The organism is Streptomyces sp. NPDC102490, assembly GCF_044765285.1.
Classification (GTDB): domain Bacteria; phylum Actinomycetota; class Actinomycetes; order Streptomycetales; family Streptomycetaceae; genus Streptomyces.
Genome location: NZ_JBIWJU010000006.1, coordinates 437129 through 452033, shown reverse-complemented (window position 1 = coordinate 452033; position 14905 = coordinate 437129). Strand labels below are relative to the sequence as shown.

The window sequence follows — 14905 nt, the reverse complement described above, 5'->3', positions numbered from 1 at the left end:
ACGGTGTGCGGCGGCGGGGCCCCGGGCCGGGTCAGGAGGAGCGGTTGGCGCTGGAGGGGCCGAAGAACTCGATCTCGGAGATGGCGACCTGCTTCTTGGCGGACGCCGCGTGGGCCGATTCGATGGTGAAGCGGACCTTGGTGACCTCGCCGACGCGGAACGGGCGTCGCTGGCCGCCGGCGCCCTGGTCCAGGGTGAGGTCGCGGGTCTTGACCGACCCGTCCTTCATGGTGATCGTCGCCTTGACGCGGTGCGGCAGGGCCGACTCCCGCAGCTTGTCGGCGCGGGTGGAGACACCGGGGGTGATGATCACGTCGAGCAGCCGGGTCGGCTCGGTGAAGCTGACCTCGACCCACTCGCCCTGGCCGGACTGCGAGATGCCGGGACCCCACCAGGTGTTGCTGAGCTTGTCGATGAGGAGCTCCGGCTTGTGGCCGGGGAAGGAGTGCGAGGCCTTGATGGCGTCCGGGGAGACGGGGGCGCGCTTGGCGAAGTGGTCGCGGGTGTTCTGGACGCCGTCGGGGATGTACATGAAGCCGAGGACGACCAGGGTGGCCACGACGACGACGGTGATCCAGGTGCCGATCCGGTCGAAGACGCGGCGCAGGCGGGGACGGTCGCCGGCCCACGGGGTCTCCTGGCGCCGTCCGCCGAAGAGCCGGCGCCACCAGGGGGCGCGTACGGCGGCCTGGTCGCCGCTCGCGACCAGGGGCATGGCGCAGCGGGCGCAGTAGTGGCGGTCGGGCCGGTTGGGCGTGGAGCACCACGGGCAGGGCGGCCCGTTGGCGATGTCCGGCTGGTGGCCGGGGCCGCGGACCTGCGGGCGGTCCGCGTCGGGGCGGCCGGGCAGGACGGGGGCGATGGCGGGGGGCGCCGCGGGGGCGGGGCCCTCGGGGTCGGCGACGGGGACGAGGAGGGAGCGGGCCCGGTCGGACATGGTGTCGGTGAGCGGGTTCGGGGCGGGGGCCGCGGCGGAGGGCACCGGGGTGGTGGGTGCGGTCTCGTCGGTACCCGGCGCCGGGCGGGCGGCGGCGCCCCGGGCCTCGTCCGGGGCGCCGTCCGGGGCGTCGTCCGGGGCCGCGGCGTCTCCCGTGCGGCCCGCGGCCTGCGGTGCGTCCCCCGTGTCCCCGGTGTCCCCGGCGGCGGCCGGGGTGTCCGCGGTGCCTGCCGGGTGGCGCGGCTGGGGCCGCGTCGGGTTGTCCCCGAGGGCGCCGGCCGGTTCGTCGGCGGCGCCCCGGGCGGGTGCCGCGGCCGGGCGGCCGGTGCGGGCCGGCGGGACGCCGGCGCCGGCGAAGGCGTCGAAGCCGGGGCGCTGGTCGGACGTGGCGGCCGCGGGCTGCGGGGTGCGGGCGGCGGCGCCGGCCTGGTCCCAGCTGAGTACGGCGCCGCACGCGTCGCAGAAGGACTGGCCCGGTTCCGCGCGGGTTCCGCACTCGGCGCAGTTCTGCGTGGTCATCTCTCCGGGGTCCTTTCGGAGGCGGTCACTTCGACCGTGTAGGGCATGTGGGCGGGGCGGGCGGCGGCGACGAGGGCGTCCAGCCGGTGGACGTCGACGGGCCTGGGGTCGGGCAGCCGGAGGGCGACGTGCAACTGCGGGCGGGGCCGGCCGGGGAACGGGCCGAGCGGCCGGGCGTTCCACACGGCGCCGCCGCTCTCGGTGATCTCCGGCGCGACACCGAAGGCGAGTTCGACGGTCTCGGACAGGCCCTGGAGGGTGCCGCGCACCCGGTGCAGCCGGGCGGCGGCGGCGACGGCGGCACGCAGCATCGGTTCGGCCTCGGTGCCGTCGGTCTCCGCGCCGACCCAGGTGCCGAGCCACCGCGCGAAGTCCACCGGGGTGAGAGCGGGGTCGAAGTAGGTGTCCAGGCAGTCCAGGACGTTCAGGATGGGGGCGAGGACGTCGTCGAGGCCGCCGACGAAACGCAGGGCGAGGTCGTCGTCGGCGAAGACGGCCGGCAGCATCGACGCGATGGGCAGCGACGAGCCGAGTCCGTCGACGGAGCCCCGCCGCGAGGCGGACGTCACGCGCCGTCCCCGATCACGCGGACCCGGTGGTCGTAGGAGAAGACCAGGGCGGGTGCGTCGAGGTCGATGCGGTTGGTGGGGTCGCCGCGCTTGCCGGTCAGCGGGTCGGCCGGGTGCAGGACGACCTCGTCGACGAGTTCCACGCCGGGGACGCGCTGGAGGACGGCGAACAGCTCGCCGGTCTGCACGGGGCGGCCGAAGGGCCAGCCCTTGCCGTCGGCGCCGCCGGTGAGCGGGTCGAGGTGGCGGTAGAGGGCGTCGTGGGTCTGCCGGCGCACGCGGTCGGCGTCCACGTCGCGGAAGGCGTGGACGGTGGCGACGACGGTGACGCCCTGGTAGTAGGGCGGGCCGACGGCGAGCCGGGTGCCGATCAGACGGCGTTCGTCGAGGTGGCGGGTGATGCGGTTCAACAGGGCGTCACCGGGGACGAGTTGCTCGAAGCGCAGGCGTCCGCCGGGGTCCGGGACGGCCTGGGGCACGACGAGGACGCGGACGGCGTGGGCGCCGTACTCGTTCTCCGCGCCCTCCAGGCAGGTGATGCGGGCGGTCTCGGGGGCGGCGCGGCGGGCGAGTTCCTCGTAGTCGCGCAGGGTGACGGCGCGTTCCTGGGCGCGCAGCGTGATGGGGGCCCGGAGCTTGGCCTCCTCGATGGTCTCGCCGTCGACGCCGCCGCGGGCGGCCTCGCGGTTGACGACCTCGGAGACGTACGGGATGGAGGTGCGCAGCACCTGTACGGCACCGCGGGCCACGTTGCCCGCCCTGCCCCCGCCGGTGCGGTAGCGGCGGGCGCGGATGACGGCGCCCTTGGGCGGGACGGCACCGTACTGGCGCAGGCTGCCGTCGGCCTCGCGGACGGCGGGGCCGAAGGCGATCTCGCCGGTGGTGGCGTCGACCGTGATGTGGTGGTCGTCGGGGTGGGAGCCGGCGAAGTGCGGGACGACCCGCCAGTCCTGCCAGCCGTCGTCGGCGGCGGTCTGGAGGAGGACGGACGGCTCCCCGGCGACGACGGGGGCGTGTTCGAGCCGCAGCCGCTGGCCGGGCAGGCCGGTGGACTCGCCGAGCGGCTCGTCGAGGATGGTCTCGGCGTGGATGGAGCCGGTGGTGCCGCCGATGGTGTAGGCCTCGGCGGAACGGATGGTCGGCGAGGTGGTGTAGAAGGGCTGGCCGGTCAGCGGTTCGGTGACCCGGCAGCGGATCCAGCCGGCCTCGTGGCCGCCGTTGCGGGACAGGACGTGCCCGCCGGGTATGTGCAGCACGACGTCGCCGGGCCGGTTGAGACCACCGGTGCCGTCGCGGTCGACCTCGCAGGACTGCCAGCCGTCCTCGGTCCAGGCCTCCCACACCAGCGGCGGCTGGCGCGGGTCGACACCGACGCCGTCGACGCGGCTGTCGAGTTCGAGGGCGAGCGCGCAGTCCGGGACGGCGGCGCTGAGGCCGATGAGCATGCAGTCGCCGGGGTTGGGCGCCTCGGCGAAGCACAGCACGTCCTTGCTCTCGGCGAGGTCCGTGGTGCGGTCGCTGACGGCCTCTCCGCTGACCTGCGTCACCAGCCGGCTCATCGTGCACGGGACGATGCGCAGGTCGTGCTCGGTGGCGAACACGACGGCCTCGTCGCGCTCGGTGCGCAGGGTGGCGACCTCGGTGCCGACCGGGACGAGGATCGCGTCCTCCTGCGGCGCGGAGAGCCAGAAGGTGACGTCCGTGCGCGCGGCCGACGGCGGGAACAGCGTGATGCCGACCAGGTCCAGGAAGGCGAGGTGGTTCTTGTCCGGGACCCGGTTGAGCCGGTAGACGATCTGGTCGGCCATGTGGGCCACCGTCTCGACGAGCGTGACGCCGGGGTCCGAGACGTTGTGGTCGGTCCACTCCGGGGCGCGCTGCTGGATGTAGCGCTTGGCATCGTCGACGAACTGCTGGAAGCGGCGGTCGTCGAGGTTGGGAGAGGGCAGGGGCATCAGCGGTCGCTTTCGGGAGAGCCCGGGAGACCGGCCGGAGCGTCGGGAAGGTCGGGCTCGTCGTGGGAGGGGATGACGTAGAACGGGAACACGAGGCTGCGCGGGTTGTTGGTGCCGCGGATCGAGTAACGGACGTCGATGAAGAGGACGTTCTGCTCCTCGCCGGTGGTGACGTCGACGTCGTGGACCTCGATGCGTGGTTCCCAGCGGTCCAGGGTGACATAGACCTCGTGCTGGATGCGGCCCGCCGTCTGCTCGTTGACGGGGGCGAAGACGAGGTCGTGGATGGCGCAGCCGAACTCCGGGCGCATCGGCCGCTCTCCGGGTGCGGTGGCGAGGATCAGCCGCATGGCCTCCTCCACCTCCTGCTCGCCGCTGACGAGGGCGATCCCGCCGGTGGGCCCGATCCGCAGGGGGAACGACCAGCCGGAGCCGACGAACTGTTCGGCCATCAGAGGACCTCCTGGCTTCCTCGGGAGCGGCTCATACCGCGCCGGGCGTGGGGATCGTGTTGACCTTGAACGAGGGGGCCAGGACCGCGAAGCTCGCTCCCGTGACCTTCGTCATGGGCGAGTTCAACGTGAGGCTGACCCCACCGGTGATGTTGGTGATGGCGCTGGTCAGGTTCACGGCGGCGGTCCCCGACAGGTTCAGGGCCGCTCCCGCGTTCACCCCGACCGCGCCCGCGCTCCCGATGTTGACCGAGCTGCCGCCCTGGATGCTGAGCGGGCCGCCGCTCTTGATGTTCAGGGCGCTTCCGGCGGTGAGCGACAGGCGCCCGCCCGCCTCCACCGACACCGAGCGGCTGCCGGTGATGCTGACGGAGCCCTTGCTGTCGACGGTGATCTCGGTCTTGGTGCGGTCGAGGTTGATGGTCAGCCGGTCGTTGCCGCTGGCGATCCGCACGCCCTGCTTGCGCCCGCCGGTGCGCTGGCTGAGCAGGTCGACGCGGTTGCCCTGGCGGTCGGACAGGGTGTGCCGTACGGCCTTCTTCTTCAGGCCGTCGTGCAGGGGCACGTCGCTCTTGGTCGGCACGTCCCGGCCGTTGTAGAGGCCGCCGATCACGAACGGGTGGTCCAGCGCCCCCCGGTCGAAGGCGACCAGCACCTCGTCGCCGACGTCCATGGGGAAGATGCCGCCGCCCGCCACGCCGCCCATCTGGACGCTGCGCGTCCAGTCGCTGACGTAGGTGTCGTCCAGCCACGGGAACTGCAACTTGACCCTGCCCTGCTTGAGGGGGTCCTGTACGTCGGTGACGATGGCGTTGGCGACGCTGGGCAGCCGGGCGGCGCTCGCCGGGTCGGCGCCGCCGCCCCCGCCGCCGCCCGAGGCGAGCCCGTACAGGGAACGCCACTGGCGTCCGCTGACCGTGATCCAGGACTCGTAGGGGACGCCGTCGCCGAAGTGGTGGCGTACCGAGGTGACGGTGTACTTGCCCTCGAAGGGGGTGCCGACGTCGGCGAGGGCGACGGGGACGCCGGGCCGCAGGTCGGGGTGGCCCTTGGCGGCGACCTCCAGCTCGGCGAAGGAGGCGGTGACGTCGGCGGCGAGGGCCTTCGCGGCGTTCTGGACCTCGTCCTGCTTGTCGTAGGGGTGGGCGGTCTCGACGAGTTTGCCGGGCTTGAACTTGCCGGCGGCCGTGCCGGGCGTCCACTTGATGTTGATGCCGGGGTCGGTGGTGGCCGGCGCGGTCTCGGTGATCTTCTTCTTGGTGGTGACGTTCCAGCCGCGCGACTCGACCTTGCCGATCTGGTCGGCGGCGGTGACGGCGGCCCGCAGCCGCAGGATGTCGTGTTCGGCCTGGAGGACGAAGGTGCTCTGGTCGCCGTCCGTGTTCGGCGAGGGCGCGCCGGCCGACGGCTTCGGCGTGACGAACCGGAACTTCCCCTTGGAGTCCAGGTACATGATCATCTTGTTCTCGTCGGCGAGCCGGGCGAGGAAGTCCCAGTCGGTGACGTTGGACTGGGAGATGAACGCGTAGGTGCCCTTGGTCGCCTGGATGCGGCCGATGGAGACGCCGTCCATCGCCACGAGCTTGCGGGCGATGTCGGACGCTTTCTGATTGCGGTACGCGGCCACCCGGCGCTGGCGCATCAGCCGGTGCCCGTAGTCGTAGCCGCGGATGACGGTGAAGCTGCCGGTGCCGTCGTAGTCGGCCTCCAGGCCGGTGACCTCACCGGTCAGCAGGGGATTGCCCTTGCCCTCGCCGTCGGCGATCGGCGTGATGACGACCTTGGTGCCGAACTGCACGTTCAGGTCGCCGAGGAGCTTGTGGTGGGGGTCGCGGAAGGTGAGCCGGAACGCCGCGGGCACGTTGACGCCCTGGTCGACCCATCCGTCGGTGAGCATCGGGGCGACGGTGTCGGACAGCGGGGCGCCACCGATCTTCACCTCGACGATGCTGGAGAAGGCGGGACGCACCATCAGCGAGGCACCTCCTCGGTGGCCGGCAGGATGAGTTCGGTACCGGTCGGCAGGCGGGCCGGGTCGTCGATGCCGTTGGCCTCGGCGATCACCCGCCACGCGTTGGCGCTGCCGTACTCGCTCCAGGCCAGCGACTGGAGCGAGTCCCCCGCGACGACCCGGTGCACGCGCTGGGCGGTGAGGGCGCCGGAGGTCGGGTTCTGCCTCGGGGTCGGGCCGGGAATCTCCACCAGCGCCATCTGGCAGGTGGCGCGGATGGGGACACCGGCGGTGCCGAAGAGCGTGTACTGGGTCTCGATGGAGGCGACGTAGGCGTTGAACCGGGCCGTGGAGAACGAGCCCCACTCGAAGATCACCCAGGGCGGTGACGGCTGCTTGGCGGCCAGGCTCTTGGCGGTGACCTCGCAGCAGATCAGCAGCGACTCGACCTTCTTCATGACGGTGTTGCCGCCGGGCTTCATCGAGGAGTCCAGGAAGATCTCCAGGGTCATCTCCCGCGGCTCGGCCCCCATGAACTGCGGCTTCGCGGCCTTCCGCACGGCCGCCGTCGGGGTCGACTTCCACTGCGAGCGCTGACTGATCGAGAGCTGCGCCGGGTTGAACTCGAACGGGAACCGCTTGATCAGCGCACCCGGCGAGGTGGACTTGCCGGTGGGCGGCTCGTGGATGGCGAGGTTGGCGCGTACGAGGCTCTTGCCGGCGCCCTTGCTGCTCTTGGCCATGGTTCTTCCTCTCTGCTCCGCGGCGCCGTCAGTCCGTGAACCCGTGGTGGGCGATCTCCAGGACCTCGTTGGCCACGGACGCGCTGCCGGGGTCGAGGCTGGGGCCCTGCCAGCTGACGGGCAGGACGTCGATCAGCCCCCAGCGGGCGACCAGCGACCCGTCCGCGCGCAGGGCGGAGATCTGCGCGGTGGGCCGCTGGATGCCGGTCTGCACGGACGAGATCCACTTGGCGACCTTCGCCGTGTCCGGGGTGAGGGGGCGGGTCAGCCGGATGTTGGAGTAGGTGACGCGGGTGGGCAGCTGCCAGACGAAGCCGTTGTTGCCGCCCTCCTGGCGCTGTTCCACCTCCACCTGGGTCGACAGGCCCTCGCACCCGTTGAAGTAGCCGAGGCTCTCGCCGTCGATGGCGAGGCTGAACCAGATGGAAGAGCCCGGGTCCTTACGGGTCATCGGGGGTCGACCTTTCTTGTCGGGGAACGGTGGCGGGCGGGCGTGCCCTCGGGGCGGTCCGGCCGTCCGGCGGGGGCCGGCGCGGTCCGGTCAGCGCGGGTCGCGCAGTCTGCCGATCCGTTCGCGGTCCATACGCAGTTCGGTGCGGACGAGCCGGGTGACGCGGCCGATGATCCGGTGCACCAGTTCGTCGAGCTGGAAGTCGGTGAGTTCCCGCGGGTCGAACCCGCCTTCGGGGACCGCCGTGTACCCGGGCGGGGGGTCCTCGGGGGGCCGGCCGCCCGAGCCCGCCTCGTACGGCGGCGGCGGGTCGCTGTACGGGGGCGGCGGGTCGTTCGGCTGCGGCCGGGACGGGGTGTGCAGCCGGGTCAGGTTGTCCAGCACGGTGGCGGCCGTGTGCGAGGCCAGGGTGGCGGTGGTGCGTGCGGAGCGGCGGAAGGAGAACCGCTGGACCGGCGGCATGTCGGCGGACGCGGCGCTCGCGGGGGCCTCCGGTGCGGTGTTCGCGGGCGTCGGCGCGGGCGCCGCCTGTGCGGCGACGGGCAGCTCGGGCCGGGCCGCCGACGGCCGGGGCGGGGTGAGCGGGGCCACCGGGAGCGGGGCCCCGGTGGCGGCGCCGCCGGGGGACACGGGCTTGCGCAGGGGTACGGCCCTGGCGGGCGCGCGCTGGATGACGGGGGGCGCGGACCCGCCGCCGCCGGGCAGCGGCGGAGGCGTGAGGCGCGGCGCCGCGGGGGGCGTTGGCGTGGTCGTGGTCGTGAAGGGCGGTGCGGAGGGCATGCCGCTGGTCGTGGTCGTGAAGGGCGGTGCGGAGGGCATGGCGCTGGTTGCGGTCGTGAAGGGGGGTGCCGCGGGCATGGCCGTGGTCGTGGTCGTGAACGGGGGTGCCGCGGGCGGGAGGGGCTGGGTGGTGGCCCGCTGGACGGGCGGGGCCGTGCGGCCCTCGGGCGCGGAGGGCACCGGCGCCGGGGAACGGGTGGTGAGCGACCTGGTGTCGGGCGGGGGCGCGGAGAGGGGCGCGCCGAGCGGAGAACGACGCGCGGGCGCCCCGGCCGGTCCCGCCGGGGTGGTGGTGGACGCCGGTGCCGGTGACTGCGTCGGTGTCGGCGTCACGGCCGGGCGTACGGCGCTGACCGGGCCGGAGGACATGGGCGCGCCGAGCCCCGGACGCCGCGCGGCCGCGCTGCGCTGCACGGGGGTCGCCGGGGTGGCCGTCGTGCCGGTCTCCGGCCGGGACGGCGGTACGGCGGGGGTAGGCGCGGTACGGGTGCCGGGCGCGGTGGGCGTGGCGGGTGCGGTGGGCGTGGTCGCGGGGTTCGGTGCGGCCGGTGCCGATGGCTCCGTCGGGGCCGTCGGGGCCGCCGGTGTGGCGGGGGGCGCGCTTGGGGCGTCGGTCCGCCGTTCCGGTGCCCGCTGGACCGGGGGTCGTGGTGCGTCGCCGGGTTGAGCCGTGGACGGCTGCGCGGGGCGCGACGGCTGGGCGGCCGACGCCCGGCGCTGGACGGGGGGCTGCCCGGCCGGGGACGCGGGGACGCCGGAGGCGGTCGCGGAGGGCCGTTGGCTTCCGGCGGCGTCGCCGGTGCCGGTGCCGGTGGGTCGTGCGGGGGACGGGGCCGCGGTGTCGCCGCCCGGCCCCGGGGGCGGGGTGATCGGGGCCGTGGCCCGCCGGGCGGGGGTCCCTGCGGCGGGACCGTCGGCCGGTGACACGGCGCGCTGGACCGGGGGACCGGTGGGGACGGCACCCGCCGAGGGCGAGGGTGCGGGGGCCGCTGTGCCGCCGGTGGGCGCAGTGCCGGTACCGGACGCCGGATTGGCGGCGGGCCGGGAGTCCGCCCGGCGCACCGGGGCGGCCTCGCCCCGCGCCGCGTCTGCCGTGGCGCCGGACGCGGGCGTGACCGGCCGCACGGGGGTGTGGGACCCCGACTCGGGCTGCGGGACGGCCCGTTGCACCGGGGCGCCGGTCGTCGTGGTCTCCGGTGCACCGGCCCGGCGGTCACCGGCGGAGGCGGGACGGTCGGGCTGCGCGGTGGCGCGCCGGGTGGCGGGTGCGTCGTTGCCCGCCGGGGGAGTCGTGCCGCCGTCCGTGCGGCGCACGGCACGCTGCACCGGCGGTGTCGAGGCTGGGGCGCCGCTGCCCGTCGGTGCCGACGCCGGGCCGCTGCCGGGACGTACGGCGGGCCGCCGGGCCGGGGTGGCGGGCGCGGGGCCGGTGCCCGGAGCGTCGGCCGACGCGGGGCTGGAGGGCTGTGCGGTGGCGCGCTGGACCTGCGGTGTGCCGGGCGCGGAGCTGCTGTCGGCCGGTGCGGGGGGCGGCGGGTTGCCGGCGCCGGACGGTTGTGCGGCGGCGCGCTGGACCGGCGGTGCGCTGGACACGTTGCCGTTGCCGGCCGGTGCGGTGGCCTCCGGGTTGCCGCTGCCGGACGGTGCCGGGGTTCGCCGTACCGGGGTGTCCGCTGCGGCGCCGCTCTCGGGCTGTGCGGCGGCACGCTGGACGGGGGGAGTGGTGGGCGTGCCGCTGTTGGCCGGTGCGGGGGTCGCCGGGTTGTTGCTGCCGGTGCGCGGGGTGCCGCGTCCTGCCGGGGTGTCCGTCGCCGGGCTGGACGGTCGGACGGCGGCGCGCTGGACGGGCGGTGTGCCGGGCGAGGTGCCGCTGTTGGCCGGTGCCGAAGCCTGGGTGGTGCCGCCGGTTGGTTGTGCGGTGGCCCGTTGGGCGGGCGCGGTGCCGGGTGTGGTGCCGCTGTTGGCCGGTGTCGCAGCCTGGTTGCTGCTGGCGCCGGTCGGTCGTGCAGTGGCCCGCTGGACGGCCGGTGTGCCGGGCGTGGAGCCGGTGTTGGCCGGTGCCGCAGCCTGGTTGGTGCCGCCGGTTGGTTGTGCGGTGGCCCGTTGGACGGGCGGTGTGCCGGGCGAGGTGCCGGTGTTGGCCGATGCCGAAGCCTGGTTGCTGCTGGCGCTGGCCGGTCGTGCGGTGGTCCGCTGGACCGGCGGTGTGGTGGGCGTGGTGCTGTTGCCCGGTGCGGTGGCTGGCGGGTTGGTGCTCCCGGGCCGCGGGGTGCCGCGTCCTGCCGGGGTGTCCGTCGCGGGGCTGGAGGGCCGGGCGGCGGTGCGCTGGACCGGCGGTGTGCCGGACGGGGAGCCGCTGTTGGCCGGTGCGGCGGGGGTCGCCGGGCTGCCGCCGCCGGGCCGCCGTACCGGGGCGGCCGGTGCCGTCGCGTCGCCGGGCGTCGGTGTGGTCCCGGGCGCGGGTACCGCCCGCTGCACGGGTGCACCGGTCGGCGCGGGCGCCGGGGCGACGGAACCGAGGGCCGGGGAGGCGTCCCCGGCCGGTGCCGAGCCGGGGTCCGCTCGGTCGGCGTCCGGCGACGAGGGCGCCGTGCCGGAGGGCGCCGTGCCGGAGGAGGCCGTGCCGGAGGGCGCCGGGGCGGCTCCGGTGGTCCGGGGGCTGGCCGGGCTGGCCGGCAACGCGCGGCGCTGCACGGCCGGCGATCCGGACGGGGCCTTGGTCAGCGACTGCCGCGGGCGCGGGGCGGCGGGCGGCGCCGGGGTCACCCGGACCCCGCGGGGGGCCTGGGCCGGGGGGTTCGCGGGCACGGCGGACGACGCCGTCCCGGCGGAACGCGCCCGCTGGACCGGCGTGGCCGCGGGCGTGGCCGACGACGTGGCCGCCGTCGGCGTGGGACCCGGCGTACCCCCCGACGCGGCACCGCGCGCCCGAGGGGCGGACCCCGTGGGAGCGGCCGGGGCGTCGGCCGGTATCGCGCGCAGCGGCGCGACCGGCATCCGCTGCACCGGCGGTGTGGAGGCCGGGCGGCCCAGGGGCGTGGAGGAGGACGGACGGGCCGGGGTGTCGAAGGCGCCGGACAGCAGGCTGTCGCCGGCCGCCGGGTCGAGTACCGCCGGGGACGGCGCCCGGGTGAACGACGGGTCCTGCCACGTCGGGAGGCGGCCGCCGAACGCGGCGTCCGCCACCCCCGTACGGTGCGCGCCCGTGGCGCGCTGGATCGGCGGCAGGCCCGTCCAGGCGGCGACGGCCACGGGGCCGGGCGCGGACGCGGGTGCCGTGCTTGCGCCCGCGCCCGGGTCCGGACGCGAGCCGGTGTCCGCGGGCGGACCCGTCTCCGCGGGCGAGCCCGCCGCCGATGCAGCGGACCCGCCCCCGTTCCCGTTCTCTCCGCCGTCGTTACTACGGCCCCGCAGCCGGTCCAGGAGTCCCACCGATCAGCCCTCCGCCGTGCCTCGCGTCACGAGGGACGCGATCTGGTCCGTGTACCGGCGGCGGTCCTGGTGTTCCAGGTCCAGGATCGCCTCCAGGCTCCAGTGGAAGTGGTAGGCGACGTACGCGATCTCCTCGTGCAGCCGGTCGGTCGCGTACGTCACGATTCCCCCAGGCGGCTCCCGCCGAGTTCCACCTCGAAGGGCTCCGAGCAGTGCGGGCACTCGACGGCCGCGCGGGTGTGCCCCTCCGCGTTGATCTGGCGGTAGAAGTCCTGGAGGAACGCCAGGTCGGAGGCGAACATGTTCTCCACGATGCCGTCGTGCACCATCGCCAGCGTGCCCAGCCGGGTGATGACCCGGCCGAGCAGCACCACCGACAGGTACGCCGGGTTCTCCTGCACCCGCACGTCGCGCAGCGGGATCAGCTCGTCCCGTGCCGTCGACAGGCGCATCACACCGTCCCGGTGCACCGTGCCCGACTCGTCGACGTACCCGCGCGGCAGCTCGAAGGGGAACTCGGTCTGCAACTGCTGCCTCGGGGTGGTGTCGACGGGGGGCCCGGCGGGAGGGCCGGCCGGAGAACCGGCCGGCGCCTCCGTGGGCGCGGCGGCGGGAGCCGAACGGGGGAAGTCCGCTCCCGCCGCCGCGGTCTGGGGTGCCGCGGCGGGTGCCTTGGCGGTGCTACGGCGCATTACTCGACGACCAGTTCTTCGAACACGATGGTGATGGTCTCGGTGAGCGCGTTGGTGTCACCCGCCTTCAGGGTGCCCGCCACGACCTTGCTGCACCAGGCGTTGCGCAGGTTCCAGCGCTTGACCGGGTTGTCCTCGTAGTCCATCACGATGATCGTGGCGTTCTTGCGGGCGGTGGCCATCCGGCCCGCCATGGAGTCGTTGATCCACTGGGTGAACACCGACGACTGGCTCATACCGCGTTCGACCTGGACCGAGCCGTCCTTGGCCACGCCCGGCATCAGGGTGACGTTGTTGCGTCCCGTCGTGCCCTGGTTCTGCTGGTACTTGATGACGTCCTGCTCGATCTGAAGGTTGGAGACCGAGTTGAGGTACTCGACCATCACACCGTCGATCTGGATGCCGAAATTCGGTGCGACGAGTACGTCTTCAGGTTTGGGGAGAGACATGAGTTCGCTGTCCTTCTAGAGGAGGTGGGACAAGGGCGGGGGCGCGATCCGCCTACTCGTCCAGTTCGCCGCCGCCGCTGGAGAACTGGGCGAGCCGGAAGATGACGAACTCGGCGGGCTTGACCGGCGCGATGCCGATCTCGCAGACGACCCGGCCGAGGTCGACGGACTCCGGCGGGTTGGTCTCCTCGTCGCACTTGACGTAGTAGGCCTGGTCGGGGCTCTGGCCGAAGAGGGCGCCGTTGCGCCACTCGTTGACCAGGAACGCGGAGACGTTGCGGCGGATGCGGGCCCAGAGGTTGTGGTCGTTCGGCTCGAACACCACCCACTGGGTGCCGATCAGGATCGACTCCTCCAGGTAGTTGAAGTACCGGCGGATGTTCAGGTAGCGCCACGCCGGGTCGGAGGAGAGGGTGCGCGCACCCCAGACGCGGATGCCGCGGCCGGGGAAGGAGCGGATGCAGTTGACGCCGATCGGGTTGAGCAGGTCCTGCTCGCCGCGGGTGATCTGGAGCTCCAGGTCGACGGCGCCGCGGACGACCTCGTTGGCGGGGGCCTTGTGCACGCCGCGCTCGGAGTCGTTGCGGGCCCAGATGCCGGCGACGTGGCCGCTCGGCGGGACCAGGCGGGACTGGCCGGTGGCCGGGTCGAAGGACTTGATCCAGGGGTAGTACAGGGCCGCGTACTTGGAGTCGTAACCGGCCGTCTCCTGGCGCCAGACGCGGATCTGGCGGGCGTTCTGGCTGGGCGGCGGGTCGATGATCGCGACGCGGTCGCCCATCAGTTCGCAGTGGGCTATGAGACCGAGCTGGACGGCCTTGACGGCCTCCAGGTCGATCGCGCCGCGCTGGTAGGCGGCCATCAGGTCGGGCACCGCGACCATGGAGATCTCGTCGATCGCCTCCAGGCCGCCGAAGCCGGTGCGGTCCGCGGAGTCACCGAGGTACTGGGCCGGCCCGGGGTGCGCGCTCTCGGCCTGCTCGACCGGAACGGCGGGGGCGGCGGACGGCGGCGCGGGCAGCGTCAGGGTCTGGTTCTCCGGCCGGACCAGCTGCGCGGACGGCGCGGCCTCGGTCACGGTGATGAGCTTGGAGCGCTCCTTGACCTGCGTGACGACGTAGGAGCGGTTGCCCTTCTTGGCGCTGACGTCGAAGGTCTCGACCGGCTTGTCGCCGTCCTTGACGATCAGCTTGAAGCGCTCGGCGGGGCCTTCGCCCTCGGGGTCGGCGACCTCGACGGTCAGCGGGCCGCTCTGGCCGGCGGCGTTGGCCGTCACGGCGAACGTGCCGAGCTGCTTGGGCTCCGCGGCGGGCAGTGCCTTGGCGGTGCTGCCGGTGACGGCGGCGGGAGCGGCCGTGCCGTTCACCGTGCCGTCGGCGGCGGCGTCGTCGGCCGAACCGCCGACGCGGACGACGTAGACGGCGGAGCCGCCGTTGTTGAAGAACCCGTAGACGGAGTGCGCGAGGTAGTACCCGCCGGTGAAGTCACCGAAGGCCGCGACGTACTGCGTCCAGTTGGTCACCAGCGTGGGCTCGTTCAGCGGGCCGGTCGGGGCGAGACCGACGAAGGCCGCCACCGACGTGCCCACTCCCTCGATCGGGCGCGAGCCGCTGGCCACCTCCTCGACGTAGACGCCGGGCGACAGGTAGGACGGCATGCTCTGCTCTCCTCGGGGTACGAGACAGGACGCCCCTCAGCCTCACGCGCGCGTTGCCGTCGCCGAAACGTCCCCGGGTGCCGGGACAGGGGCATGTTCCTTGCCCCTGATCGTGCCCATTGGGGCAGACTCCCGGATCTTCCCGGTCCTTTCCCCCGAAGACCCCTGGCGTACCTCTGGCGTTTCTGATTCAACGTCTTGTGTCGACTGTCAGTTCGCCAGGATGTCATCTTGCGATCAAGCCCCGTTTCGGGGCGCGCCGTCCCGCCGCACCGGGGCGCTGCCCCGCGTCGGGCGGGGACGGTGACGGGGTGTCAG

At 74.3% G+C, this 14905-nt stretch carries 12 protein-coding genes; all 12 read right to left on the bottom strand.

Annotation, left to right across the window (positions count from 1 at the left end; translation table 11 throughout):
* Positions 1 to 31: 31 nt before the first annotated feature.
* The 12 genes from ACIRGB_RS16355 to ACIRGB_RS16300 all read right to left on the bottom strand — a co-directional run bounded on the left by ACIRGB_RS16355 (position 32) and on the right by ACIRGB_RS16300 (position 14587).
* On the bottom strand, positions 32 to 1456 hold the full coding sequence (locus ACIRGB_RS16355; protein ID WP_403864523.1) for an NADase-type glycan-binding domain-containing protein: 1425 nt from the start codon (positions 1454 to 1456) through the stop codon (positions 32 to 34).
* A complete protein-coding gene (locus ACIRGB_RS16350) occupies positions 1453 to 1962 on the bottom strand; it encodes a phage tail protein (RefSeq protein ID WP_403864896.1) in 510 nt (169 codons plus the stop codon). Before ACIRGB_RS16350 ends, ACIRGB_RS16355 begins: the two co-directional genes overlap by 4 nt.
* Before the next feature lie 59 nt (positions 1963 to 2021).
* Positions 2022 to 3980, bottom strand: coding sequence for a putative baseplate assembly protein (locus ACIRGB_RS16345; RefSeq protein WP_403864520.1), 1959 nt, complete (start codon positions 3978 to 3980; stop codon positions 2022 to 2024).
* On the bottom strand, positions 3980 to 4432 hold the full coding sequence (locus ACIRGB_RS16340; RefSeq protein ID WP_003974730.1) for a GPW/gp25 family protein: 453 nt from the start codon (positions 4430 to 4432) through the stop codon (positions 3980 to 3982). The genes ACIRGB_RS16345 and ACIRGB_RS16340 overlap by 1 nt, the downstream gene beginning before the upstream one ends.
* A 31-nt stretch (positions 4433 to 4463) precedes the next feature.
* Positions 4464 to 6404, bottom strand: a complete 1941-nt coding sequence (locus ACIRGB_RS16335) for a VgrG-related protein (RefSeq protein ID WP_403864517.1) — start codon at positions 6402 to 6404, stop codon at positions 4464 to 4466.
* Entirely contained in the window at positions 6404 to 7126 is a 723-nt protein-coding gene (locus tag ACIRGB_RS16330) for a LysM peptidoglycan-binding domain-containing protein (protein WP_403864514.1), read from the bottom strand. The genes ACIRGB_RS16335 and ACIRGB_RS16330 overlap by 1 nt, the downstream gene beginning before the upstream one ends.
* Positions 7127 to 7154: 28 nt before the next feature.
* Complete coding sequence (locus ACIRGB_RS16325; protein WP_003974727.1) at positions 7155 to 7577, bottom strand: phage tail protein; 423 nt, start codon at positions 7575 to 7577, stop codon at positions 7155 to 7157.
* A 90-nt stretch (positions 7578 to 7667) separates the two neighbouring features.
* Complete coding sequence (locus ACIRGB_RS16320) at positions 7668 to 11609, bottom strand: hypothetical protein (RefSeq protein WP_403864510.1); 3942 nt, start codon at positions 11607 to 11609, stop codon at positions 7668 to 7670.
* Positions 11610 to 11792: 183 nt separating this feature from the next.
* The gene (locus ACIRGB_RS16315; protein WP_007450918.1) at positions 11793 to 11951 is read right to left on the bottom strand and encodes a DUF6760 family protein; all 159 of its coding nucleotides are present in this window, start codon (positions 11949 to 11951) and stop codon (positions 11793 to 11795) included.
* Positions 11948 to 12481: a hypothetical protein gene (locus tag ACIRGB_RS16310; protein ID WP_403864507.1), complete on the bottom strand. Its 534-nt coding sequence runs from the start codon at positions 12479 to 12481 to the stop codon at positions 11948 to 11950. The genes ACIRGB_RS16315 and ACIRGB_RS16310 overlap by 4 nt, the downstream gene beginning before the upstream one ends.
* Complete coding sequence (locus tag ACIRGB_RS16305; RefSeq protein ID WP_007450914.1) at positions 12481 to 12930, bottom strand: phage tail protein; 450 nt, start codon at positions 12928 to 12930, stop codon at positions 12481 to 12483. Before ACIRGB_RS16305 ends, ACIRGB_RS16310 begins: the two co-directional genes overlap by 1 nt.
* 52 nt (positions 12931 to 12982) lie before the next feature.
* Positions 12983 to 14587 (bottom strand): phage tail sheath subtilisin-like domain-containing protein, encoded by a 1605-nt coding sequence (locus ACIRGB_RS16300; RefSeq protein ID WP_403864504.1) that lies wholly within the window; start codon positions 14585 to 14587, stop codon positions 12983 to 12985.
* Positions 14588 to 14905: the final 318 nt, after the last annotated feature.